The 23,155-nt window shown below is 67.8% G+C and carries 22 protein-coding genes, 1 tRNA gene and 2 pseudogenes; 10 read left to right on the plus strand and 15 right to left on the minus strand.

Annotated elements, in window-relative coordinates; translation table 11 throughout:
- The first annotated feature begins 155 nt into the window (after positions 1-155).
- The 7 genes from H4W31_RS23560 to H4W31_RS23590 all read left to right on the plus strand — a co-directional run bounded on the left by H4W31_RS23560 (position 156) and on the right by H4W31_RS23590 (position 7,204).
- Positions 156-1,091 (plus strand): ParA family protein, encoded by a 936-nt coding sequence (locus H4W31_RS23560; RefSeq protein ID WP_192768639.1) that lies wholly within the window; start codon positions 156-158, stop codon positions 1,089-1,091.
- 267 nt (positions 1,092-1,358) lie between these two features.
- Positions 1,359-2,450 carry a segregation and condensation protein A gene (locus H4W31_RS23565; RefSeq protein WP_318783366.1) on the plus strand — a complete coding sequence of 364 codons (1,092 nt, stop codon included), beginning with the start codon at positions 1,359-1,361 and terminating at the stop codon, positions 2,448-2,450.
- Positions 2,447-3,538: an SMC-Scp complex subunit ScpB gene (scpB, locus tag H4W31_RS23570; RefSeq protein WP_192768640.1), complete on the plus strand. Its 1,092-nt coding sequence runs from the start codon at positions 2,447-2,449 to the stop codon at positions 3,536-3,538. Before H4W31_RS23565 ends, scpB begins: the two co-directional genes overlap by 4 nt.
- The gene (locus H4W31_RS23575; protein WP_192768641.1) at positions 3,525-4,274 is read left to right on the plus strand and encodes a pseudouridine synthase; all 750 of its coding nucleotides are present in this window, start codon (positions 3,525-3,527) and stop codon (positions 4,272-4,274) included. The genes scpB and H4W31_RS23575 overlap by 14 nt, the downstream gene beginning before the upstream one ends.
- Positions 4,275-4,687: 413 nt before the next feature.
- Positions 4,688-5,371 carry a (d)CMP kinase gene (gene cmk, locus H4W31_RS23580; protein ID WP_192768642.1) on the plus strand — a complete coding sequence of 228 codons (684 nt, stop codon included), beginning with the start codon at positions 4,688-4,690 and terminating at the stop codon, positions 5,369-5,371.
- Between the two features lie 67 nt (positions 5,372-5,438).
- The gene (gene der / locus H4W31_RS23585; RefSeq protein ID WP_318783367.1) at positions 5,439-6,842 is read left to right on the plus strand and encodes a ribosome biogenesis GTPase Der; all 1,404 of its coding nucleotides are present in this window, start codon (positions 5,439-5,441) and stop codon (positions 6,840-6,842) included.
- Between the two features lie 288 nt (positions 6,843-7,130).
- Positions 7,131-7,204: transfer RNA gene (locus tag H4W31_RS23590), tRNA-Pro, on the plus strand.
- A gap of 69 nt (positions 7,205-7,273) precedes the next feature.
- On the opposite strand, the gene H4W31_RS23595 is transcribed toward H4W31_RS23590, so the two are convergent.
- The 11 genes from H4W31_RS23595 to H4W31_RS23645 form a co-directional block, all read right to left on the minus strand.
- Entirely contained in the window at positions 7,274-8,446 is a 1,173-nt protein-coding gene (locus tag H4W31_RS23595; protein WP_192768643.1) for a site-specific integrase, read from the minus strand.
- Positions 8,446-8,643: a helix-turn-helix domain-containing protein gene (locus H4W31_RS23600; RefSeq protein ID WP_192768644.1), complete on the minus strand. Its 198-nt coding sequence runs from the start codon at positions 8,641-8,643 to the stop codon at positions 8,446-8,448. The genes H4W31_RS23595 and H4W31_RS23600 overlap by 1 nt, the downstream gene beginning before the upstream one ends.
- A gap of 182 nt (positions 8,644-8,825) precedes the next feature.
- A complete protein-coding gene (locus H4W31_RS23605; protein ID WP_192768645.1) occupies positions 8,826-10,133 on the minus strand; it encodes a DUF3631 domain-containing protein in 1,308 nt (435 codons plus the stop codon).
- Positions 10,130-10,999: a bifunctional DNA primase/polymerase gene (locus H4W31_RS23610; protein ID WP_192772338.1), complete on the minus strand. Its 870-nt coding sequence runs from the start codon at positions 10,997-10,999 to the stop codon at positions 10,130-10,132. Before H4W31_RS23610 ends, H4W31_RS23605 begins: the two co-directional genes overlap by 4 nt.
- A gap of 179 nt (positions 11,000-11,178) precedes the next feature.
- The gene (locus tag H4W31_RS23615; RefSeq protein ID WP_192768646.1) at positions 11,179-11,478 is read right to left on the minus strand and encodes a hypothetical protein; all 300 of its coding nucleotides are present in this window, start codon (positions 11,476-11,478) and stop codon (positions 11,179-11,181) included.
- Positions 11,475-11,699, minus strand: a complete 225-nt coding sequence (locus H4W31_RS23620) for a hypothetical protein (RefSeq protein WP_225947031.1) — start codon at positions 11,697-11,699, stop codon at positions 11,475-11,477. The genes H4W31_RS23615 and H4W31_RS23620 overlap by 4 nt, the downstream gene beginning before the upstream one ends.
- A gap of 155 nt (positions 11,700-11,854) precedes the next feature.
- Entirely contained in the window at positions 11,855-14,005 is a 2,151-nt protein-coding gene (locus tag H4W31_RS23625) for a cell division protein FtsK (protein WP_192768648.1), read from the minus strand.
- A gap of 95 nt (positions 14,006-14,100) precedes the next feature.
- Positions 14,101-14,910, minus strand: a complete 810-nt coding sequence (locus tag H4W31_RS23630) for an ABC transporter permease (protein WP_192768649.1) — start codon at positions 14,908-14,910, stop codon at positions 14,101-14,103.
- Positions 14,907-15,590: an NUDIX domain-containing protein gene (locus H4W31_RS23635; protein WP_192768650.1), complete on the minus strand. Its 684-nt coding sequence runs from the start codon at positions 15,588-15,590 to the stop codon at positions 14,907-14,909. Before H4W31_RS23635 ends, H4W31_RS23630 begins: the two co-directional genes overlap by 4 nt.
- Positions 15,587-15,961, minus strand: coding sequence for an RRQRL motif-containing zinc-binding protein (locus H4W31_RS23640; RefSeq protein WP_192768651.1), 375 nt, complete (start codon positions 15,959-15,961; stop codon positions 15,587-15,589). Before H4W31_RS23640 ends, H4W31_RS23635 begins: the two co-directional genes overlap by 4 nt.
- 9 nt (positions 15,962-15,970) lie before the next feature.
- Positions 15,971-16,219 carry a DUF6284 family protein gene (locus tag H4W31_RS23645; RefSeq protein ID WP_404825615.1) on the minus strand — a complete coding sequence of 83 codons (249 nt, stop codon included), beginning with the start codon at positions 16,217-16,219 and terminating at the stop codon, positions 15,971-15,973.
- 536 nt (positions 16,220-16,755) lie between these two features.
- On the opposite strand from H4W31_RS23645, the gene H4W31_RS23650 reads away from it, so the two are divergent.
- Positions 16,756-17,412, plus strand: coding sequence for an NUDIX hydrolase (locus tag H4W31_RS23650; RefSeq protein ID WP_192768653.1), 657 nt, complete (start codon positions 16,756-16,758; stop codon positions 17,410-17,412).
- A complete protein-coding gene (locus H4W31_RS23655) occupies positions 17,409-17,807 on the plus strand; it encodes an NUDIX hydrolase (protein WP_192768654.1) in 399 nt (132 codons plus the stop codon). The genes H4W31_RS23650 and H4W31_RS23655 overlap by 4 nt, the downstream gene beginning before the upstream one ends.
- Positions 17,808-17,992: 185 nt before the next feature.
- Here the strand turns inward: H4W31_RS23655 and H4W31_RS23660 are convergent, their stop codons facing one another.
- Both H4W31_RS23660 and H4W31_RS23665 read right to left on the minus strand, forming a co-directional pair.
- A complete protein-coding gene (locus H4W31_RS23660) occupies positions 17,993-18,709 on the minus strand; it encodes a hypothetical protein (protein WP_192768655.1) in 717 nt (238 codons plus the stop codon).
- Between the two features lie 35 nt (positions 18,710-18,744).
- The gene (locus H4W31_RS23665) at positions 18,745-19,656 is read right to left on the minus strand and encodes a hypothetical protein (RefSeq protein WP_192768656.1); all 912 of its coding nucleotides are present in this window, start codon (positions 19,654-19,656) and stop codon (positions 18,745-18,747) included.
- A gap of 579 nt (positions 19,657-20,235) precedes the next feature.
- On the opposite strand from H4W31_RS23665, the pseudogene H4W31_RS23670 reads away from it, so the two are divergent.
- Positions 20,236-21,075 (plus strand): annotated as a pseudogene (locus H4W31_RS23670) (tyrosine-type recombinase/integrase); the annotation flags it as partial.
- Between the two features lie 84 nt (positions 21,076-21,159).
- Here the strand turns inward: H4W31_RS23670 and H4W31_RS23675 are convergent.
- Positions 21,160-22,196 (minus strand): annotated as a pseudogene (locus H4W31_RS23675) (IS5 family transposase).
- Positions 22,197-22,263: 67 nt separating this feature from the next.
- Positions 22,264-22,584, minus strand: coding sequence for a hypothetical protein (locus H4W31_RS23680; RefSeq protein WP_192768657.1), 321 nt, complete (start codon positions 22,582-22,584; stop codon positions 22,264-22,266).
- Positions 22,585-23,155: the final 571 nt, after the last annotated feature.

Consider the following 23,155-nt stretch of genomic DNA (forward strand, 5'->3'; position numbering starts at 1 on the left):
CACGCCGAGACGGTGCCCGCTACGGTGCCGCGACGTGGCGTAGAGTCGGGTCCGGCGCGGCCTCGTGAGACGGCAACCGAGGTTCGCGGCGGCGCCGCACAGGACACCGTTCGGCTCCGTTGCCGGGCAGTCGTCGGGAGGGGGCGTACGAGGACATGGCTGGAAACAGTGACCGTGCCGAGGCGTGGACCTCGAGCCTGCGCGAGCAGCAGTCCGCCCTGGACCTCGGCGCCGAGTTGGGGCCCGCGGATCCGGCCGCTTACACGATACGCAAACCGATCCCGGAACCCATGCCGACTGACCAGCACGGTCCGGCGCGGATCCTCGCGATGGCCAACCAGAAGGGTGGCGTCGGCAAGACCACCACGACCATCAACCTTGGCGCCGCGCTGGCCGAGTACGGCCGCCGGGTGCTGCTGGTCGACTTCGACCCGCAGGGCGCGCTGTCGGTCGGTCTCGGCGTCAACCCGCACAACCTCGACCTGTCGGTCTACAACCTGCTGATGCAGGAGGACATCGCTCCCGAAGACGTCCTGATCAAGACGGACGTGGCCGGGCTGCACCTGCTGCCGGCCAACATCGACCTCTCGGCGGCCGAGATCCAACTGGTCAACGAGGTGGCCCGGGAGATGGCGCTGGCCCGGGTGCTCAAGTCGATCCGCAAGGAGTACGACTACGTCCTGATCGACTGCCAGCCGTCGCTGGGCCTGCTCGCCATCAACGCGCTCACCGTGGCGCACAGCGTGCTCATCCCGCTGGAGTGCGAGTTCTTCAGCCTCCGCGGGGTGGCCCTCCTGCTGGACACCATCGACAAGGTCCGCGAACGGCTCAACTTCGACCTGGAGTTGGAAGGCATCCTCGCCACCATGTACGACAGCCGCACCACACACTGTCGCCAGGTGCTGCAACGGGTGGTCGAGGCGTTCGGCGACAAGGTCTACCAGACGGTGATCACCAAGACCGTCAAGTTCCCGGAGTCGACGGTCGCCGGCGCGCCGATCACCACGTTGGACCCGGCCTCCTCCGGCGCCCGCAACTACCGCCAGCTGGCCCGAGAGGTGATCGCCGCGCAGGCCGAGCGCGACCGGTAACTCCGGTGCGCGGTTCCGGCCCGGCCGACGCCGGCCGGTGTCTTTTTCGTTTCCCGGGCTCGGGTCGATGCCCGCCGTGCTGAGGATCATCGGGTGAGTGACGGTACCGGAGCGACGCTGGTAGCCGATGGGCCGGAACCGGTGGACTACGGTCGTCGGGTGAGTTCCCCGCCCGCTGCCACGTCTTCGCCGGACCCGGCGTCGTCCGCCGCGACCGTTGCCGACGACCATGCGGTTGACGACCGTGCGGCCGACGATCATGCGATCGTGACCCGCCCGCCGACCGGCGAGGCGGGACCGGCGACGGACGAGCCCGAGTCGGCGGGCGGCTTCACCGTACGGCTGGCGAACTTCACCGGGCCCTTCGACCTGCTGCTCCAGCTCATCGGCAAGCACAAGCTCGATGTGACCGAGGTCGCGTTGCACCAGGTGACCGACGAGTTCATCGCCTACATCCGGGCGATGGGCGACGCCTGGGACCTCGACGAGGCGAGCGAGTTCCTGGTCATCGCCGCGACCCTGCTCGATCTCAAGGCCGCCCGACTGCTGCCGGCGGCCCAGGTCGAGGACGAGGACGACCTCGCCCTGCTGGAGGCCCGGGACCTGCTCTTCGCCCGGCTGCTCCAGTACAAGGCGTTCAAGGAGGCCGCGGCGCACATCGCCGAGCAGGAGGCGGTGGGATCACGTCGGTACCCGCGTGCGGTGACCCTGGAGCCCCGCTACGCCGAGGCGCTGCCCGACCTGGTGCTCGGCATCGGGGTCCAACGGCTCGCCGCGCTGGCGATCAAGGCGATGACCCCGAAACAGATCCCGATGGTCTCCATCGACCACGTGCACATGGTGCGGGTCAGCGTCCGCGAGCACGCGGCGCTGTTGCGGGATCGACTGCGTCGGGCCGGTACGGCGACATTTCGGGTGCTCTGCGCCGATTGTGAGTCCACCCTCGAAGTGGTCGCCCGGTTCCTGGCGCTGCTCGAGTTGTACCGGGAGGGCCTGGTCGGGTTCTCCCAGGTCGAGGCGCTCGGCGAGCTCACCGTACGGTGGACCGGTCCCGAGGACGGCGGAACCGAGCTGGAGATCGACGAGTACGCCGGAGCGCCCGCCCCGGACGGGACGGTAGCGCCGAGTTCCGCGACCGAGCCGCCCCGTGCCGGGCTGCCCGGTGCCGAGCTGCCCAGCACCGGGCCATCCGGCACTGGGCTATCCGGTACTGGGCTATCCGGTACTGGGCTATCAGGTACCGAGCTATCCGGTACCGAGCTATCCGGTACCGAGCCATCCGGTACCGAGCCATCCGGTACCGAGCCGGATGCGGCGGCGGACGACGACGAGACGACGACGAACGAGGAGGCAGGGTGACCAGCGAGAAGCGGCCGGACTCCCTGGCCGAGCAGGCGGCGGCCTGGGTACCGCCCTGGGAACGGGCGCCCACGCCCCCACCACCGACCGAGCCCGCTACGGACTCGCCGTCCTCCGAGTTGTCGGCCCCCGGACCGGTCAGCGCCGAGGATCCGCCGGCTCAGGATCCGCCGGCTCAGGATCCGCCGTCTGAGGCTGTGCCGGCTGAGGGTGTGGCGGCCCACGATCCGTCGGCTGAGGGTGTGCCGGCTCAGGAGCCGGTGGCCCAGGGTCCGGTGGTCGAGGAGCCGGTGGTGCAGGATTCTGCGGCTCCGGGACTGGCTGGTGGTCAGGAACTGGCCGGCGAGCGGAGCGTTGCGGAATTGGCGCAGCCGGCGGTCGGGGAGGACCCGGCAGGGCCGTTCACGGCCGAGGGATCCGACGCGTCGCCGACGGACGCTGTCGACGTACCCGGGGACGAGGGCGCGGAGGCGGACCGGGAGCCGGCGGCGGCGCGGGCGCCCGGCGTGCCCGGCCGGCAGCCTGAGACGCCGGCGCTGGTCGATGACGACGAACTGCGCGGGGCCCTGGAGGCCATCCTGCTGGTGGTGGACGAGCCGGTCGCGGAGATCCTGCTGGCGCAGGTCCTGGAACAGCCGACTCAACGGGTGTCGACGACCCTGGATCAACTGGCCCGCGACTACACGGCGGCGGGGCACGGTTTCGAGCTACGCCGGGCGGCGGGTGGCTGGCGTCTCTACACCCGGCCGGAATACGCGGCCTACGTCGAGCGCTTTGTATTGGACGGGCAGTCCGTGCGGTTGACCCAGGCGGCGCTGGAGACACTGGCGGTGGTTGCCTACAAGCAACCGGTGACCCGATCGAGGATCTCGGCCATCCGGGGTGTCAACTGCGACGGGGTGATCCGTACCCTGGTCTCCCGCGGCCTGGTTCAGGAGTGTGGCACCGAGCCGGAGAGCGGCGCCTTCCTGTACCGGACGACGACGCTGTTCCTGGAGAAACTCGGACTCGACACCGTCGACCAACTACCGCCGCTGGCCCCGTTCCTGCCCGACGACGTGGAAGAGATTGCAGATGCCCCACGATGACAACCGCGGCGCCCCCGGCGCCGAGCGCCTCCAGAAGGTGCTCGCCGCCGCCGGCGTCGGCTCCCGACGTGCCTGCGAGGACCTGATCTTCCGGCGCCGGGTCACCGTGGACGGGGAGGTCGCCCAACTCGGCGACAAGGTCGATCCGAGTACCGCAGTCATCTACGTCGACGGCGAGCGGCTGGTCACCGACACCCGCCTGATCTACCTGGCGATGAACAAGCCGCGTGGTGTCGTCTCGACGATGGCGGACGAGAAGGGGCGCACCGCGCTGGGAGACTTCCTCGGCCGGGTCGAGGAGCGGGTCTACCACGTCGGACGGCTCGATGCCGACAGTGAGGGACTGCTGCTTCTCACCAACGACGGCACGCTCGCGCATCGGCTGATGCATCCGTCGTACGGGGTGTCGAAGACGTATCTGTGCGAGGTGGCGGGGCCACTGGCCCGTACCGCCGGCCGGCGGCTCATGGCCGGGGTCGAGTTGGCGGACGGCCCGGCACGGGTGGACGATTTCCGCCTCGTGGACACCCTGGGACGTACGGCCCAGGTGGAGTTGACCCTGCACGAAGGGCGCAATCACATCGTACGGAGGCTGTTGGACGAGGTCGGACATCCTGTGTCACGGCTGATCCGTACCGCCATCGGTCCGATCCGGCTCGGCGACCTGCGCCCCGGTCGTACCCGTCGGTTGACGAACGCCGAGGTCGCTGCCCTCTTCAAGGCGGTCGGCGACTGAGGCTGGAGGCCCTCGGACGTGGCCTGGACGCCCCGTGGCGTGCGGCGGCGACCCTGGTCGGTGTGGCCCCGGCTCCGGGCAGACCCTGGTCGCGGGTGCGCGGGGGTGCGGGCGGCCGCTGAGTCGGTGCCGCTGTCGGACTCGGCCGGCCGGTCCGGGGCGACCCGGTTGGCCGTCCGCTGTCGGACGCGTGAACCGTTCGGTGTCGGGCCGGCACTCGTCCCCGTGGCGGCGTCACCGGTCGGACGCGGGCCGGCACTCGTCCCAAGGGCGGCGGGGACCGGTCGGGCGCGGGCCGGTACGGCGGACGGGGCATGATGGACAGCGAAACGCGGAGGCGCCGCCACGGCCGGCTGCCCGCACGACTCGGCAGAGCCGGGCAGATTGCCCCTTGATCGGTGAAGGAGAGAACGGTGGCGGAAAAGGAACGGACCAGGCGATGTGTGGTCGCCGTGGATGGCCCGTCCGGTTCGGGAAAGTCCACCGTCTCCCGGCGGCTGGCAACCGCGCTCGACGCTCGCTACCTGGACACCGGGGCGATGTACCGGGCGGTGACCTGGGCGGTGCTGCGGTCCGGGGTCGACCCGCAGGACGCCGAGGCGGTCACCAAGGTGGCGGGAGAGACAGATCTCAAGATCGGGGTGGATCCGGAGGCGCCGAGCGTGACGGCGGACGGAATCGCCATCGACCGGGACATCCGGGGGCCCGAGGTGACGGCCGCGGTGTCGGCGGTCTCGGCGGTGCCCGCCGTACGGGAACAGCTCGTCGCGCTGCAGCGGGAGATCATCGAGGCAGCCGGTCGGATCGTGGTGGAGGGCCGGGACATCGGCTCGGTGGTGGCGCCGGACGCCGACCTCAAGGTCTACCTGACCGCCTCGGCCGAGGCACGGGCGCACCGGCGCAGCGCGGAGAACGCAACAGACATCTCGGCCACCGCGGCCGACCTCGCCCGGCGTGACCGGCTCGATTCCACTCGGACCGCCGATCCGCTGCGACAGGCGCCGGACGCGGTGGAGCTGGACACCACCGCACTGGGCGTCGCCGAGGTCGTGGCCCGGCTGCAGGAACTGCTCGCCGGACGGCGGCCGGGCCAGTGACCCGGTGGTTTGGCTGGATCGGTGAGGTAGCGGACCGGGGTCGTACCCGGCAGGGCAAGGAGGCGGCGTGAGCGCGGGGGACGGTTGGATCGAACTGCGGGAGCCGGACGTCGACGAGGACGAGGCGACCGGTCCGATGCCGGTGGTTGCCGTCGTCGGACGTCCGAACGTCGGCAAGTCGACCCTGGTGAACCGGATCATCGGTCGGCGGCAGGCGGTCGTGGAGGACACCCCCGGAGTGACCCGGGACCGGATTCCGTACGACGCGCAGTGGTCGGGCCGGCAGTTCACGGTGGTCGACACCGGCGGTTGGGAGCCGGACGCGAAGGACCGGGCCGGCGCGATCGCGGCCCAGGCGGAGATCGCCGTCGCGACGGCCGACGTGGTGCTGTTCGTGGTCGATGCCGTGGTCGGTGCCACCGACGTCGACGAGGCGGCGGTACGGATGCTGCGGCGCAGTGCCAAGCCGGTCCTGCTCATCGCCAACAAGGCGGACAACGCGGCCACGGAGGTCGAGGCGACGTCGTTGTGGTCGCTCGGACTCGGCGAGCCACGTCCGGTCTCCGCGTTGCATGGTCGAGGCGCAGGTGACCTGCTGGACGCGATCCTCGAGGCGCTGCCGGACGCGCCGCCGATCAGGGAGGCCGGTCCGCGAGGGCCGCGCCGGGTGGCCCTGGTCGGCCGTCCCAACGTGGGCAAGTCCAGTCTGCTCAACCGGCTCGCCAAGGAGGAGCGGTCGGTGGTGGACGCCGTCGCCGGCACCACCGTGGATCCGGTCGACAGCCTGGTGGAGATCGGCGGAGAGACCTGGCAACTGGTCGACACCGCGGGCCTGCGCAAGCGGGTGGGCAAGGCCAGCGGTACGGAGTACTACGCCAGCCTGCGTACCGCCGCCGCGATCGAGGCGGCGGAGGTGGCGGTCGTGCTGCTCGACGCCAGCGAGCCGATCAGTGAGCAGGACCAGCGGATCCTGACCACGGTCACCGAGACGGGTCGGGCTCTCGTCATCGCCTTCAACAAGTGGGACCTGGTCGACGAGGACCGGCGTTACTACCTGGACAAGGAGATCGAGCGGGAGTTGCGCCGGATCCCCTGGGCGATCCGGGTGAACGTCTCGGCCAAGACCGGCCGGGCCGTGGACAAGCTCGCGCCGGCGCTGCGTACCGCCCTGGCGAGCTGGGAGACGCGGGTACCGACCGGACAGCTCAATCAGTGGCTCACCGCCCTGGTGCAGGCGACACCGCACCCGGTGCGCGGTGGTCGGGCGCCTCGGATCCTCTTCGCCACCCAGGCGGGCATCTCCCCGCCGCGCTTCGTGCTCTTCACCACCGCCCCGCTCGACGCCGGCTACCAGCGGTTCATCGAACGCAAGCTCCGGGAGGAGTTCGGCTTCGTCGGCAGCCCGGTGGAGGTGTCGGTGAAGCCGAGGAAGAAGATCGGCGCGGGCGGACGCGGAAAGCCGCACGGCTGAGTCGTCTCGTCGTACCGGTGCTTGTCGAGTCGTCACCGGTCCGTGCGCGCCTGACCGTTACGGCCCTGCCGGGTCGTCGTAGTGGCCCTGCCGGGCGGCACCGGCGGGGCCACTGCCGTTCCACTCCAGTCAGTTTGATACAGCCTATCTTCCTAGGATGGGTAGGGGGTGTGTGCGGGGGGCGCAACGGACCGAGGGGGTCGACGGAGGACGGTGGGCCTGTGCGCGTACGAAACAGGCCTGCGCTACGCTGTACCGGCTGTCGTACGGAGTACCGAATGGCAGCAACGGGACGTGGCGCAGTTTGGTAGCGCACTTGACTGGGGGTCAAGGGGTCGTCGGTTCGAATCCGGCCGTCCCGACAGAGGTCAGAGGGCATATCTCATCGATGGATATGCCCTCTTGTCATTCCCGAGTGTCTAACTGAGTGACTACGGTGCTGGCTTCGGTGGTCCGGGGTCAAAGATCCGGTCCATGGCTACCGCGCCGTTGAGTAACACGGGCCGTAGCTGGTGCCGGTAGACCGTCTCCGTGACCGTGGTGCCCGAGTGGCCGCACAGGTCGGCGATGTCCTCGATGCTTACGCCGCTGTCGGAGAGCACCGACACGAAGCTGTGCCGCAGTTCCCGGGGCGTCCAGCGGGCCGCGTCGAGTCCGGCCCTGGTGGCTACCCGGCGGAACGCGCGCCGGACGTTCGCAGCGTCCAACTCGGTGCCGACCGTAGTGGTGAACACGATGCGGCCCGGTTGCCAGTCCTTCCCGGCCTTCTCCCGGTCGTGCCGCTGGCGCTCTCGGTGGCTCTTGAGCGCCTTGACGCACCGCAGCGGTAGGGCGAGAGTGCGCCGTGACTTCCGGGTCTTGGTGTCGCCACCGGCACGCACCGAGTGCCATACCTCGATGGTGGGCGGTACCGGGGGAGTCGCTTCCGGGTCGCCGTCCAGGTCGACATGCTCCCAGGTGAGCGCTCGTAGTTCCTCGGTGCGGGCGCCGGTCAGGAGTGAGAGCACGACGTAGGCATAGAGCCGGGTGTCCTCAGCCGCTTTGAGAATCGCTTTCGCCTGGTCGAGGGTGAGTGATTTCGAGGGGCGTCCCTCCTGCCCTCTCGGGATCGAGCACAGCGCTACCACGTTCCGCTTCACCTTGTCTCGTGCCATGGCGCGGGTGATGGCGCGATTCAACAGCGAATGCAAAAGTCGAACACTGCGTGTGCTCAACTCTTTTGCGAGATCAGCCAACCACCGGTCAACCTCTTCCGCGCTGAGTTCGCGCAGCTTACGGGCGCCAAGCTTCGGGATGATGTGAGTCCGGGCAAGGTTCGAGTAGTTCTCCTTCGTGCTGTCCGACTGTCCATTGAGTCCGTACGTGAGCCAGTCGGTTACCGCGTCGGCAACGGTGACGCCGTGCGGCGCGATGGTAAGTCCGTCTTCGTGGTCGCGGAGTACTTCCTTCAGCTTGTTCTTGGCTTCGGTCTTGGTCTTGCCGCTGCCCCGCCGGACGATGCGCTTTCCGGCGGGGGTGTAGCCGGTGGTGACGGAGGCAATCCAGCGCTGGCGGGCTTCGTCCCAGTGCAGGCCACCGTCACCACGGCTTCGACGCTTACTCATCAGGCGGCAACTCCTCGTGCGGTTTCGCGTTCCAGTAGCGCGACGTACTCCGTGATGGCGCTAGCGGGGATGCGCCGGTCGGTGCCCTGCCGGACGTAGCGGAGCCGACCCGCGCGCATCTGCTCGTAGATGACGGTCCGGCTCATGCTGAGTAGCGCCATGGCTTCGGAGACGCGGTAGAGAGCCTTGACGTGCATCGTGGGCGCCTTTCCGCTCGGCTGGTGGTCAGCGAAGGGTCCGGGGGTCGACGCGACACAGACCGTTTGGGACCGGGTCTGAGAGAGCCGTAGCGGCAAGATCTGCGATCGGTCGGTATCTATGGATGGGCCGAACGCTCCCAGGGCTTCTGAGGGGGCCGGTTCGGCGGCCGGTCGGGCGGTCATGCGCGGCGGCCGGTGACGCGTGGCCGGGGGGTATCCGTACCATGCGTACCAAGGTGGTTTTGGCTGCTCAGGGCTGGTACGGATTGGTGTGCCGGTACGCTTTGATGCGTACCAGGCAGGCAATCCGTACCAGGGTTGACCTGGGAAAAGGAGCTTGGTACGCATGGTACGGATACCCCGGTGGAGGGTGTCTCGCGTTGCTCGGCGGGCGGTGCCGGGCAGTACCGGTTCCACGCGTCGGTGAAGGCGTCTCGGGTGTAGCCCTTGGCCTGTCCGACGGGGAACCGGAGCTTGGTCGAGGTGATGCCGAAGTCGCGGAGCAGGTCGCCGAGTCGCTTCCCGGTGAGTCCGGCGGGTCCGCTGTCCGACCAGGGCGCTTCGTCGTCGCCGTTGAGCACGGTCAGCAGGTCGCTTGTGGATGCTGCGCCCGGTTCGCCGAGCACGGTGAACGCGGTGCGGATGTCTGCGAGTAGCCGGATGCGGTTGGAGACGTTTCCCGCGTCGTCGGATTCTGCGGTGAGGGTGGTGACCGCGAGGCGGGCGCGTTGCGGCCACCTGCTTCCGGCCAGATCGGCGACAGCTACCAGGGGTTCCCAGGTGTCGGCGGCGCGGTCTTCGACCGGCATCGACGGTTCCGCCGCTTCCAGGTCGACCAGGTGAGCGCCGAGCCATTCGGTCAGCCGCTCGGCGAGTCGACGCAGCGCCGGACTGTCGCGACGGTGCCGGTACGGCGCGACCGTCTCACCCGGCGCCCGGCGGCGCATCCGGACGACTACGGCGCGGTCTTCGATGGTGTCGGGCATGGCGCCGATACCGGCGAGCGCTGCCATGGCGAACGTCGGGATCTTTTCCAGGCTGTGGGTGTTGTTGTCCCAGCGGATCGCGGGCCGGTTGCGCTGGTGTCCGGCATTCAAAAGTCCGCGTAGGTCTTCGTTGGCTTCGGCGTTCTTCCCGCCAAAGATGGTGTCTGCCTCATCGACCAGGAGGGTCGGCGGGTGGTCGGTGCCGATGGCGCGGTAAACGGCGGCAGGGCTGGCGTTGACGGTGATCAGTGGGTTGTGACAGGTGCCTTCCACCACGTCGAGCAGTCGGGACTTCCCGCATCGCTTCTCCGGCGCCCGGATCACCAGGCGGGGGGCGTGCGCCCAGGCGGTCTGTGCGTGCGTCGCTGCCACCCACAACACGACCGCGTCGACCGCTTCGGCGGACGGGAGGATGACGTACCGGGTCAGGCATGCGTGGAGGTCGTCCAGGATCGCCGCGCCGTCGATCCGGTGGCCGGTCGGCAAGGTGTTCTGGTTCATGCTGCGACTCCCTCAGCTCGGAATCCGCCACGGATGGCGGCACGAATGTCCCGGTCGGTCTGCTCGGCCCGCCGTCCGGCGATGGTCAGCGCGGTGACGGCGTCGGCCTGGTCGATGGCGTGCGCGGCGACCATCCGGGCGACACCCCGGGCCGCGCCGTACAACGTGGTCCGCCGGGCGCCTTCCGGGGCGCTGGTCACCGCGTCGAGGTGCGCGGCGAGTAGCCGGTCGGGATGGGAGATGCCCCCCGTCGCGTGTGTGTTGATCGGTCCGACCGGCGCGGTCGGTGCCGCCGGGGCTGGTTCGCACGCCGCTACCAGCGCGGGGGGCATCTCCTCCATGGGCCGACCCGGCATCCACCGGTACGGGCGGCCGGTGGCCGGATGCACCGACGGGGGCAGGACGACGTACCCGCCGTCGGCCTTGATGTCGATACCGGGGCGGCCGGGCATCGGCCGGGACACCACCGGGCGGCCGGGGTGCCGGTAGTACAGGTGCCGCCCACCGGACCCGGTGACCACATGCGCGGTCGGCGGCAGCAGTCCGGCGCCGATCAGGGTGGTCATGGTGTCGTCGCCACCGTGGCGCGGGTCGACGTCGACCACCACCACCCCGGAGGCCGTACCGGTCCGCAACGCGAGTTGTCCACCGGGAACAGCCGTCACGATCGCGGCCACCTGCTCCGGGTCGGTGGTAGCGGCGTAGAAGCCGTGACAGGTCAGGCAGTCACAGGCGGCCGGGTCGTGATTGTCGTCGGCGTCACGGCACGGCAGGCAGTTCGCCACCGGCCGCTTCGACCTTGCGAGCATGAACACCGGCCACCCTCGTTCGGCGTACCGCAGCGCGGGGGCGAGCAGGTCGAGCATGGTTCTCTCCGATCCGATCAGTTCGTGCGTGGCGGGTGCTTCCGGCCGTCCGGCGACCGTTGCCGGGGTGTGCTGTGGGCAGCGCGGGCCGTACAGGAACAGCCGGACCTGCTCCGTGCTGTCGCAGTGCCGGGCGGCCGGGCCGATCCAGTGCCGGCACCGGCCCGGCGGATTCCGGATCACCACCGGCCCCGGCGAGCCGGTGTCGGCCGGGCGGAGATCGCGACGCGGATGACCAGGGCGCGGAGGTCGGTCAGCATCGTGGCCAGTTGCCGGCGGGCGGCCGGCTCGGCCGGGTCGAGCACGACACGGATACGGATCTCGGCGTGGCCGGTGCCGTAGTCGGTGGCAACGCGGTTGAGTACGGCTCGGCCGTAGCCGGGCAGGTCGACCACCATTTCCTCCGACCGGTGCTCGCCGAGGTTGCAGCGGTGGTCGCGGGGACACCAGTCGGTGTGCGGGGTCGGCCGGCGCTTCATCGAGTGCCCCGCTCATGCTCGGCGCGGAAGTAGTCGTACAGCCGGCGGCCGATTCGCACGCGGCGGCCGGTGCCGTCGCACCACCGGCAGTCCCGGTGCCGCCGGGCCAGGCTGTTGCGGCGGCCGGAGCAGCGTCGGCACTGGCCGAACGGCGCAACCGAGCACAGCACGATGTACCACGCTGTGTAACCGGCGAGGATGAGGCTAGCGAGCAGGATCATGGGGGTCACGGAATGCCTCCACGAGACGGTTTGAGGGTGCAGAAGGCTGGCGCCGCTAGGGAATAGGGCGCTGGCCAGGGAATGTGTGTGGCGCTAGCGGGGGTGCTAGGTCTAGCGGGGGGCGCCGCTAGACCTAGCGACCATCACTGTCCGCCTTAGGCGGCTTTGTCTCCACGACGCTTGTTACGCTCCGCAACCGCATTGACGACGTCGACCCGCTCGATACCACGCCGGTTGGCGCCCCTGCCGGTGACCGGGTCGGTGCCCCACACCTGACCGGTCGTGATCCCGTACGGCTTGAGCGTCGCCCGAAGCTGATCGGCCGTGAGGTCGCCGTACGCGTCCGGCCGCAACCCGGACAGCCGCTCAACCAGGGTTTCGGCCCACACCTTCGGCTCATCGGCCGGCACCACCGACAGGACGTCGTCCAACAGGGTGTCCCGCCGGGCAGCCGGGGTTTCGGCGGCCTGCCCGGCCGCGTGGCCGGTCAGCGTCCCGGCGGCTTCTCGCAGCGCGCGTGCCCGGTCGGTGATCCTCTCGGCGGTCGGGCCGTTGATGTAGAACGTCCGAACGATCTGCGCGTCGTCGGCCGTGCCGACCAGGTAGCCGACACCCTTGTCCTTCTTCGCGAACATGGTGGCCCGGATCCCGTTCTTGTAGGCGCTGGTGCCGAGCACCATGTCGTTCTCCGTCTGCCCCATCACCTTCAGACAGAACCGGGTACCGGCGTTCGCGGACACCCCGGTCGGCAGGGACTTGGCGTCCGGCCGCTGAGTCGCCAGGAGCAGGATCACACCGAGTGCCCGACCCAGCTTGATGATCTTCTCGGCCAGTTCCCCGGCTTCCTTGCCGAACTCCGGGTGCGAGAACAGCTCTTGGATCTCGTCCAGCCCGACAACCAGCCAGTGCAGCCCCAACCCCTTACGCCGCGCCAACTCTGGCGTGACCTTGTTGTCCGGACAGACGGTCTTCGGTAGGCCCTTGATGACGGCGGCGCGTCGCTGGCATTCCTTGCGCAGCTCCCGCAGGGCGAGCAGGCCAGCTTCGGCGGTTTCGTCGTCCTGCCCGGACGCGAACCGGGCCGCGACCTTCGCGAGCGGGTCCAGTCCGCCGGTGCCCTTGAAGTCGAACGCCCAGATCTCGGCGTACGGGTCGAGCGATGCGGCGAACAGCGGCACCCCGATGGCGCCGGTCTTGCCGTAGCCGGGGATCGAGCCGATCAGGATGTTGGTGTACGGCAGTTCGATCGACACGGTCCGGCCGCGCGGGTCGGTGCCGAACGGCAGCGGCTTGGCCACGTCGAAACTCGCGGCCTTGACCAGCGGCCACGCCTTCAACGGCGCGGCGGCCATGTCCTGATCCCCGACCCACAACACCAACCGGCCCGGGTGCACCTCCGGCCGACCCTCCGGCCATACACAGCCCAGCGGGCGGGTCAGCCCAGAGGCGAGGCGTTCGCGTTCCTCGGCGATGTCCCCGGCCGTCACACCGGGCGGTAGGTCGAGTTCGGCCCGCCAGCCGGGACCGTCCCGGGTGATCGGCGCCGTGAACGCGATGGCCCGGTTTCCCTGCTTGCGCAACGCCTGGTTGATCCCAGAGTTGCCGAGCACCGACAGCGCCCGGATCACGATTTCCGAGGTCAGTCGGGCGACCCGGGGCACGACAACGGCGGTGTCGAGTAGCGGCTTGTCGGCCGGTTGACCGATCATCCCGAACAGGGTCACGGCCAGGGCGAGGATGCCCCACCTCGACCACGACGGAGCGAAGACCAAGCTGATCCCACCAGCGAGCATCACGGCCGTGCCGAACGTGGCCACGATGCCCCGCCACCGGACCCGCCGGTCACGCTGCCGCGACAGCTTCAAGTACTCCTCGGCGTCCTCACGGCGAACAGTGGCCTGCCGCACCTGCTCACCTTCCAGGTCGAACAGCCACCGGACCGTTGCCCGGGTGACCCGGTAGACACCGCGCGGCGACCGGACGGCAAGCTTTCCGGCGTACTTCGGCAACCGAAGCAGGTGGTAGCCGGTGGAGTGCGTGGCGTGCCCGACGGTCCAGCGGACCGCGTCGCGTAGCTCGTCACGGGACCGGAGCCAGGCCGGCAGGATCGGCCGACGCTGACCGGCCCGCAGACCGGCCATGGTGAACCGGGGCGCCTTCTGCGCCTCGGGCGAGTCGACCAGCACCGGCCCGCCGTCGGTGTCGTCGGTGTCGTCGGCGGTGCGGGCTTGCCGGGCGGCGTCCAGGTCGAACACCTCAGCCTCAGCGGCGTCCCAGTCGAACCGGTCGTCAGGATTGCTTGACATGATGAGTCTTCCTCCATCTGAGGTATCTCGGATCGGAAGGGGACCGGCGGCACGGCAACGGTTTCCAGGCCATGGGGCCGTGCCGCCGGGCGAAATCAGGCTTCGTCGTCGGTGCTGTGCAGCAGGTGGGCAAGCGCGGCGCCCATGCCGAGCACGATCACGGGCAGGCACGCGACCAGGGTGGTGATCCACCACGGGGCGGCCGTGATGCCGGCGGACTCCATCAGGTGGTACGCGACCTGACCGAGAGCGCCGAGCAACAGCGAGCCGATCGCGGACCACTTCGCGAACCGGCGAGCGCGGGCCGGAACACTGCCGGACAGCCACGCCCGAAGCGCGTACGCGGCGTACGCCTCCACACCGATCGGCAGCGTGATCGCCGTGTTCAGCGAGAAGCTGTCCCAGATCCCCGGCAGCGGGTGGACCACACCGAACCCGGTGAGTCCGCCGAGTCCGACCCACCCCGACCAGATCGCGACGAACGCCGGGGCAGCCAGCAGGAGCAGAACCCACGGCCGGGCCGGTGCCGTCGCCCGCCGGGGGGTGGTGGTGATGTTGGTGCCCGGGTGTCCGTCCCGGCTGACCGGCTCGGATACCTCCGGCAAGGTCACCACCGGGGCGGGTGCCGGGTCCGACACGGGCGCGGCGACCGTAGTAGGCGGCGCCGGGTCTACCGGCGGAGCCGGCGGCACGTCGACCGGCACCGGGACCGGCGGCGCGGTAGGGGCGAACTCGGCGGCGGTGAGCGCGTCGCGTAGCGCGGTCGCCTTCGGTGAACCCACCCGGAATTCCCGCATCAACCGGTTCCGGGACGGGACTTCGCCGAGTGTGGCGGTCAGTTCCCGGGCGGCCGGTAGCAGGGCTTCAACGGCGGCCGGGTAGGCGCTGATCGTGGGGGCAGTCATGACAGGTGACCTCCTTCGGTCAGGGCAGCGTTGAGCAGGTCGCGGTGAGCGGCGAACACCGTGCCGCCGTAGGTGGTGGCCAGATGGTCGGTGAGCACGTCGTAGGAGTCGGCGAGGATCCACGCGGCGCGTCGGGCGTCGTCGGTGCCAGTGACTGCGGGAAACTGGTAGAACTCGTCGCCGATGTCGAACCGGGTCGGGACGGTGACCATCCACGCCTCATCGCTGGCGCGCGGGTCCGGCACGTACCGGGGCGGCATCGTGACGTACGGCTCTTCGGCGCGGTCCACGATCAACCCGGTTTCCTCGGCCAGCTCCCGCACGGCGGCGTCGGTCGGGTCCTCGCCCGGGTCGACGTACCCGCCGGGCAGCGCCCACCCGTGGCCGTCGGCCCGCTCGACCATGACGATCCAGCGGCGACCGAAGGTGTCCTTCGCGACGACCAGGGCATCGGCGCAGACCTGCTCGCCCCAGTGCCCCAGCTCGTTGCGGCCGTAGCGGACGCCGGTGGACTCGCACGGGTTGACCGGACGCCCGTCGACCACCCGGAACGGGATCGCGGCGGCAGCCTGCCGGGTCGGCCAGTCGATCCGGGTCGGGTCCATCTCCGGATCGGCCCAGCTCGCACCGGACGCGATACCGGCAAGGACACTCGGGTGGGTGTAGGTAGTGCCGTTCATGCTGCTACCTCCTGCGGGTAGGCACAGTCGACGCACTCGCCGAGCGAGCGCGGGATGCAGTACGACCGGACGACTCCGCACGTTGGGCACGTCCGGCGAGCACGCAGCGCGGCCCGCACCGCCCGCAACTGCGCGGGGGTCGCGGTGCGCTTCGGCTTGGCAAGATCGAGGCGATACAGGTACGCGACGCGGGTCCCGCCGACACCGGCCCACATGAGCTGTGCGGCGACCGGCTGACCACCGGGCCGCAGACCAGCGGCCCGCAACTGACGCCGCGTGGCGTAGCCGGCGGGGGCACCTCTCCACCACCAAGTAGGGATGCCCCACCGGGCACCCTCCGGGTCGTAGAACGCGGCACGAATCCGGCCCATGACCAGCACCTACGCGGCAAGCCGAGTCGACACGACCGGGTCACCGAGCGCAGCAGCGGCACGCATCACCCGCTGCTCGGCCCGACGCAACCGGCGCCAGTCCATCGGCGACGGTCCGCCGACGGCGGACAGGATCAGGATCTCGGCATCGAGCAGGTCAAGCTCAGCCGCGATCAGCGGCCATTCGCGCTCGATCGAGGCCATGTCGTCAGCGCTCGGTCCTCGGTCGGCTTCGGCGTGTTGCCCGTGTTCAACCACTTGCTGTGTCCTCTCTACGGGGGCTCAAAGCCCCGCCGAATCAAACCTCTGTTGCGCAACAGAGTAGCGATACAGTCGCGAGTTGCGCAAGTACGTTGCGCTACTCTCGACACGTGGCAGATGAAAAGGCCGAGCTTGCGGCAGCTACGCGGCGCTACCAGCGAACGGAAGTGGCCCACGAGAAGGCGCGTCAGGAGGTGATTGCGGCTGTGGTTGCTGCCCTGCGTGCCAACATCGGGCCTACCGAGGTCGAGCGGATGTCTCCGTTCACGAGCGCCTACATCAGACGGTTGGCCCGAGAGCACAAGATCCCGCCCGCATCACCGGGTCCGAAGCGTTCGACCAGGTCGGACGGGTAATGCATCACCTCCCGAAGGCTTCCGTTCGTGTCGATGGGGCAAGTTCATCGCGGAAGCCGGCATCCTGGGTGAGCAGCCTGTGCAGCCGATGTGCAGTCCCGGTGCATCTGCTGCACAGACTGGTTGGCGACTGGAACTAGACTCGCGTCTGCCGTGCCAGCTTGGGGAGCTAAAGCCGTGGAGATTGTCGACCAGTGGACTGGCCTGCATGCCTGTGCTTTGCAGAGCGCCTTACGCCTGACGCAGGGGGAATTTGCCGGGCAGCTAGGGGTGGCTCGGCGAACCGTTGCGAGTTGGCATGAGAGGCCGGACATCGTTCTTCGGACGGAACTACAACGCGTCCTCGATACCGCCTACGAGCGGGCAGGCGAGCCAACGAAGCTGAGATTCGTCCGTCAGATTCGGGCAAGCGAAGCCGCCGACGCTCGATCGGGCGAGGCTGTGGAGCTTACGGTCGCGATAGCAGTGGTTGCGACCGAATCAGACGTCTTAATCGTCTGCCGCCGAGATGAGGACCCCAGCGGCATAACATGGCAGTTTCCGGCGGGGATCGTAAAGCCGGGAGCGTCGGCAAGTACCATCGCCGTGCGTGAAACGCTGGCAGAGACAGGAATTCACTGCGTGGTGCGGGAGCGACTTGGTAGCCGTATTCACCCGCTATCCGGAGTGAACTGTGAGTACTTCTGGTGCGAATACCTGACCGGTTCCGTCGAGAATCGTGATGTCTCAGAGAATATGGACGCCTTGTGGGTGAAATGGCGGGACCTTACTCGCTTCATCCCGTCGGATAGAATCTATCCGCCCGTATTGCGGGCGTTAAGGGAGGAACTGTGAACCAGCAGCCCTCGATTGCTGCCGCCATCATTGTGAACGATGGTCAGGTTCTCATGGTCAAGCGACGGGTCAAGGAAGGCCAACTGTCGTGGCAGTTTCCGGCGGGTGAGGTCGAGCCGGGGGAGTCCGACGTGGACGCCGCAGTGCGAGAGGCGCACGAGGAGACCGGCCTTACGGTGCGATCTGTGCGGCGACTTGGTGAGCGCGTTCATCCCGCTACTGGACGGACAATGGTGTACGTCGCGTGTCAGGTGGTAGACGGTACGGCGTACGTCGCAGACGAGGAAGAGCTTGCCGATGTTGACTGGTGCAATCGGGGAAAGCTCGTAGAATATGTGCCGTATCCGTTTTATGGGCCGGTACAGGACTACTTTAACGCCAACCTGGTCGACTGACCTTCGGGAGCGAAGGCGCCGGGCAACACTCCCGAGCAGAGATACTGGTAGCCGAATGCACGCCTCAGCTTGTTGATCGGTGCTGGGCGGTATCCATCAGTTGCGGAAACGCCAACTCTGGAGAATGGATTAGGATCCGCATATGTTCGGCTGGCTGAGGTTGTCGCGCATCCCCTGTCCGACCCCTAGAGACCCAGGTCGCGCCTGTCGTAAAGCTCCTGATTCCTTGCGTAATCCGCCATCGCGCGAATAAGGGAGCCCATCTGAAGAATGGCGTAGAACAACATTGTTGCCATGAGGAAAAGGCCAATGCTGGAACGTCGGCAGTGTGAGCAATCAACCATGTTCAGGTCGCCGGCAATCGCGAAGTATATGACACTAACAACACCCAAACTGAGTTGGGTCCCAAGGGTCCACGCGAAGGTGAAGATGAGATCGCCGTAGAAGGATCTGAATGATGGGCCATACAGATCCGAAGTCAACAATGGCTCCTCGGATCCATCAACCGCTTCCACTGTTATGGCGGATCCAACCTTCTCGACCTTGGCGCGGGGCGCTGCCGGTCCATTTACAATCATTGTGAAGTACAGTTGCCCGCGCGGTATCCCCAGAGCCAAGACGGTTGCCGCTGTAGCGGCGCCGAATCCGAGAGCGGAGAACGCGAGCATGCCGGCAACGAGATCTTTAACGGCCACCTTCTGGAGAGCGGGCACCCAATTTAGCCTGAAAGACACAAAAACGAGCAGACCCGCAAATAGCAAGCTCAATACAGCGTTTCTGTGCAGAAGGGTCTCCCCTAGCCGGGGAGAGACGTAGCGGCGAGTGAAGCGGAATAGATCTTGTTTAGGCACGCCGGGGCTTGCCTTCTTCTTCCGACCTGAGGCTTCCGGGCTCGCGCTCATAACATCAGCCTAGACTTCGGGTGTGACAAGTTGGTCTACGCCGATTCAGGTTGAGGCGGCAACTCGGTGTCCCCCTGCTGTCGTACAATGGGAAGCGCACGTTCCGCGAGTTTCCTAACGGCTTCCCGGACGCTTTCGTCCTGGTCGCTTAGCGACGCTTCGTCATCTACGCGTGCAACAACACGAAGCTGGTGTTTCTCCAACGAAACCGTATGATCAGTTGGCTCGCCCTGTCTGCGACCAACCACCCTCATGTCACGAATATTTGGCAGACGTCGTCGAATATTCGAGATGATTACATTAATGATGCCTTCGTCTTTGCTGAGAGATGCGCCCCGAGGTGCATGTACCACGACGGCTGCGTCTTTGCCGCCGGAGCTTCCCGCGAGCTCCGAAAGAGCGTCGCTAGCATCGTTCCAGTCAGAGTTAGGTCTATTTACGACGATAGAAGCTTCCTTGATTCTAGACAAGTCGAGAATCTCGCGCTCTAGTGACGGAGCGGGAAGTGGGTCAAGGTCGAGATCAACGATGCCGTAACCATTCCTCCGGCTAACGTTCATAAAATACCGTTCTAGGCTGGAAGCACTTACGCCCCGGCGCCGATTTTCGACAAAAATCAATCTGTCTCCCGGAATGACCGAGACCCTCGTGGGCTGCGCGAGCCAAGTATTTTCCGGGGTGCGGGCCTGAACAGTGACACCTGTTTGCCTATTGAATAGCAGGGGAGTGTCCCTCGGATTTCCGCTGACAAAGCGGAAATGAATGAACTCGCCTTCGGTGGTCGAGGCGGCGACAGCGAGCATCTGGTCTTGCGCGACCGGCGTCTCAGTGGCGGGGCTTGGAAGATTGGCAAGCCACTGAAAGAAGCCCTCGTAGTTAAGGAGCGTCCTCGGCGTTCGACCATGCATGACAAATGCTTTGACCTGTCGTGCCTGCTTGCGGGGCATGCATCCTCCAAAGCGTTTAGCCGCATCACCCTACAGGCGAAGGCGGGGGGCGCGGCATGACGCTCTCGATCATGCAGTGTCGGCTGGCCGACATTCGCCCCTTCAAGGCACATGCATCGTGAGGACTGGGCCATCTTCGACCAATCGACACGAAAAGGGCAGTGTCTGCCAATAGGTGCTAAGGAACCTGCAACCTCGTGGGAGGCCGTGTCTGAGTTATTAAACCGTGCCGCCTGGCACCGAGTTTGCTGGGTACCGGGCGTTGCGTACGACGAGGACGCCTGGGCAAGCCACTTGTTGACCGGTGTATCCGAGTGACCAACTGAGTGACAACCGGCACGACCGATCTGGGACGCTGGCGAACGCTGGGAGACTGATACGGCAGCGGAAGCCGGGTGATGTAGCAGGTACCCGCACCATGATCGTTGCCTGGGGGTCAAGGGGTCGTCGGTTCGAATCCGGCCGTCCCGACAGCGAGAGGGTTTCCGCAGGTCAGAGACTTGCGGGGGCCCTCTTCTCATAGCTCGGCATGAATGCCCGGTCTAGCGTGCCGCTGTTGGACTCCTTGACTCGGGCAGGTTGCCATGCCACTACTCGATCTTCACAAGCTCACCGCCGGCCTGTCGCGGGGCTGGGCCGGGTTCCTGCGGGACTGGGACCGGTCACTGTGCGCCGGGAAACTACCCACAGACCACCCGCTACAACTATCTGCTCGCCGCCGCCCAACTCGGCCGCTATCTCGGGGAGTACTCCCCGGATCCGGACGCCGAGGACGCGGCCGACGATCCGTGCGTGGTGACGCGGGCCCATGTGGAGGCGTTCCAAGCCTGGATGATCGAAACCAGATCCGCGTCGACCGCACTGAACAAGCACAAGGGACTGCAGCAGTTCTTCAAGTGGCTGCTCGTCGACGAGCAGGCCACCGACCGCTCGCCGATGGAACGGGTCCGGCAGCCGAAGACGCCGCGGAAGCTGATCCCGGTCATGCGCGACGCGGACACCGGCAAGCTCCTCGACGCGTGCAAGGGCAAAGGCTTCACCAACCTGCGCGACGAGGCGCTGATCCGGTTGTACTGCAACACCGGTGCCCGACTGTCCGAGGTCGGCAACCTCCTCGTCACCGACGTGGACCTGAACACCGAGTCGGTGCACTTTCACGGCAAGGGCGCCAAGGACCGGCGGGTCCGGTTCGGCCCCAAGACCGCCCGGGCGCTGAGCCGGTACCTGCGCGCGCGGGACAAGCACAAGGGCGCCGCATTGCCGAATCTGTGGCTGGCCAGCCGTGGCGCCGCACCCTTGACTCCGAACGGGATCAAGATCCTGCTCAAGCGTCTGGGCAAGGCGGCCGGAGTACCGGACGTGCACGCCCACCGGTGGCGACACAACTCCGCCCACGAGTGGAAACGCGCCGGGGGAGACACCGGGGATCTGATGCTCTTGCTGGGCTGGACATCGGAGGACATGCCCCGTCACTACGGCGCTAGGAGCTGTTCGAGGTTCGGATCATGTGGTTGTGGTGAGGTGTTTCAGCCACATGATCGAGCCTCGGAGGTGGAGTCCGGCGGTGTAGCTTTCCGGGGCCTTGTCGTACCGGGTGGCCAGCCCGCGCCAGGTCTTGATCTTCTGGAAGCAGCGTTCGACGGTGTTGCGTTGCTTGTAGCGCCGCGGGTCGAAGGTGACGGGTCGTCCTCCCGCCGAACCCCTCTTCTTCCTGTTGGCCTGCTGGTCGACCTTCTCTGGGATGACCGCGGTGATTCGGCGGCGGCGCAGACAGGCGCGGTTCGCCTTGGAGGAGTAGGCCTTGTCAGCCGCGACCGCGTCGGGGCGGGTGCGGGGCCGGCCGACCGTGCCCGGAACACGGATCCTGCCCAGGAGAGTCGGGAGTTGCGGGCAGTCCCCGGCCTGGCCCGGGGTGAGGACGAACACGAGGGGCAGCCCGGCGGCGTCGACCGCGGCGTGGACCTTGCTGCTCAGTCCGCCCCGGGACCGGCCGAGCCCGGCAGCCGCGGCGCGGGCCCGACGGCGTCGCCGGGTGGCACCACGATCCTGACCCGACGCGTCCGCACCATTTCCCTCGGCCGTGGGTGCGGGTGCGGGTGCGGCCTGCGGTGCGTCACCCGCCACACCGGCGGCTGCGCCTGAATCGGAGCCCCCTTTTCCTCGGTCAGCGCCTGTTCCAGGGCATCCAGCGTCTCTCCGGCGACCGCCAGACCAGCTGACTCGTGGTGCGCCCTCACCACGGTGGAGTCCACACTGACCAGTTCCAGCCCGACCAGCCCACGGGATGCGGCCTCGGCGATCAACGCGTTCATCAGGTCCTGGAACACCCCGGCCCTGGCCCAGCCGTTGAACCGGGAGTAGAGCGTGGACCAGGAGCCATACCGCTCCGGGACATCACGCCACCCCGACCCGGTCCTGAACCGCCACAGGATCCCGTTGAACTGATCCCGCACCCGACGCGGCAACGGCCCCGTCGCCGCGACCGGCAGCAACGGCTCGATCAACGCCCACTCAGCATCCGTCACATCGAAACGCGCCACCAACGAGTTCTACCAGCCGCAGCCAGCCCACCACCGGCCCCACCGAGATCCGAACCCCAAACAGCCCCTAGCGGCAGGCAACGATGGGATCGGCTCTCGGCCAACGCTCGACGTCATCTCCTGCCCGCAGGTATGCCGCGTCTGGATCCGACGGTGAGAGCCAAAGCTGAAGTTCACCGTTGCGATACCCGGTGTCCCGGGCATCATCAGGCAGGTCGGTGGCGATCGCAAGTTTGTCGTGAATCCCATATCCGATGATCCCGTCTGGGTCACGGATGAACTGGCGGATCTCGGCGGTCGACTGAGAGACGGTGCCCAGCGGCCACCCGAGGTGCATCATCACAGCGCTCTGCCAATCGCAGTGATCCGGCCCGGCGATGCTGTTCAACTCCCGCCCGTCGACCAGACGGCCTGCCTTGGTCCACGTCGAGCCCGGGTAGGGCTGCGGAGGGGAGAAGTAGTCCGCGACCGACCCCCGCGACGATGACGTGTCGTCACGTTCACTTACAGCGGGTGCGGGCGGGCGGACATCGCGTTGACCTGCGGGGCGGGCGGGGCTGCAGGCAGTAAGGAGCACCAGACTCAGGCCGGCGACGAGGAGACGCACCATTTCACTGCGACGGCTCGTCGGCGGCACGGGTTCCATCCGGCGGGACGTGACCATCCTGTTTTGCCGCAGAGCACGAGGCAGCGCCGGCTGCGCACAGGTCACAGAGCGCGGCGGCGTACGGCTGGCACGCGGCGTCCGATCATGCCGAGTTGAGTACGTCGCGAAATAGCGCATCGACGGCAACCACCGCCTGGTTTTGAGCGCTGGTGATGGTCCCGCTTGGGCGAGGGTTTCGGGCCCAGGCCTCTTTCGCCGATTTTTGTGGGCGTGTCTTTAGGACCCACCCCTGGCCAGCCTCCTGGGTTCCGCGGGGCAGCCGCTGTTCACGGTGCCCCGCCGCGCCGGTCAG

Origin of the sequence: Plantactinospora soyae (genome assembly GCF_014874095.1) — a bacterium.
GTDB classification, from domain to species: Bacteria; Actinomycetota; Actinomycetes; order Mycobacteriales; family Micromonosporaceae; genus Plantactinospora; species Plantactinospora soyae.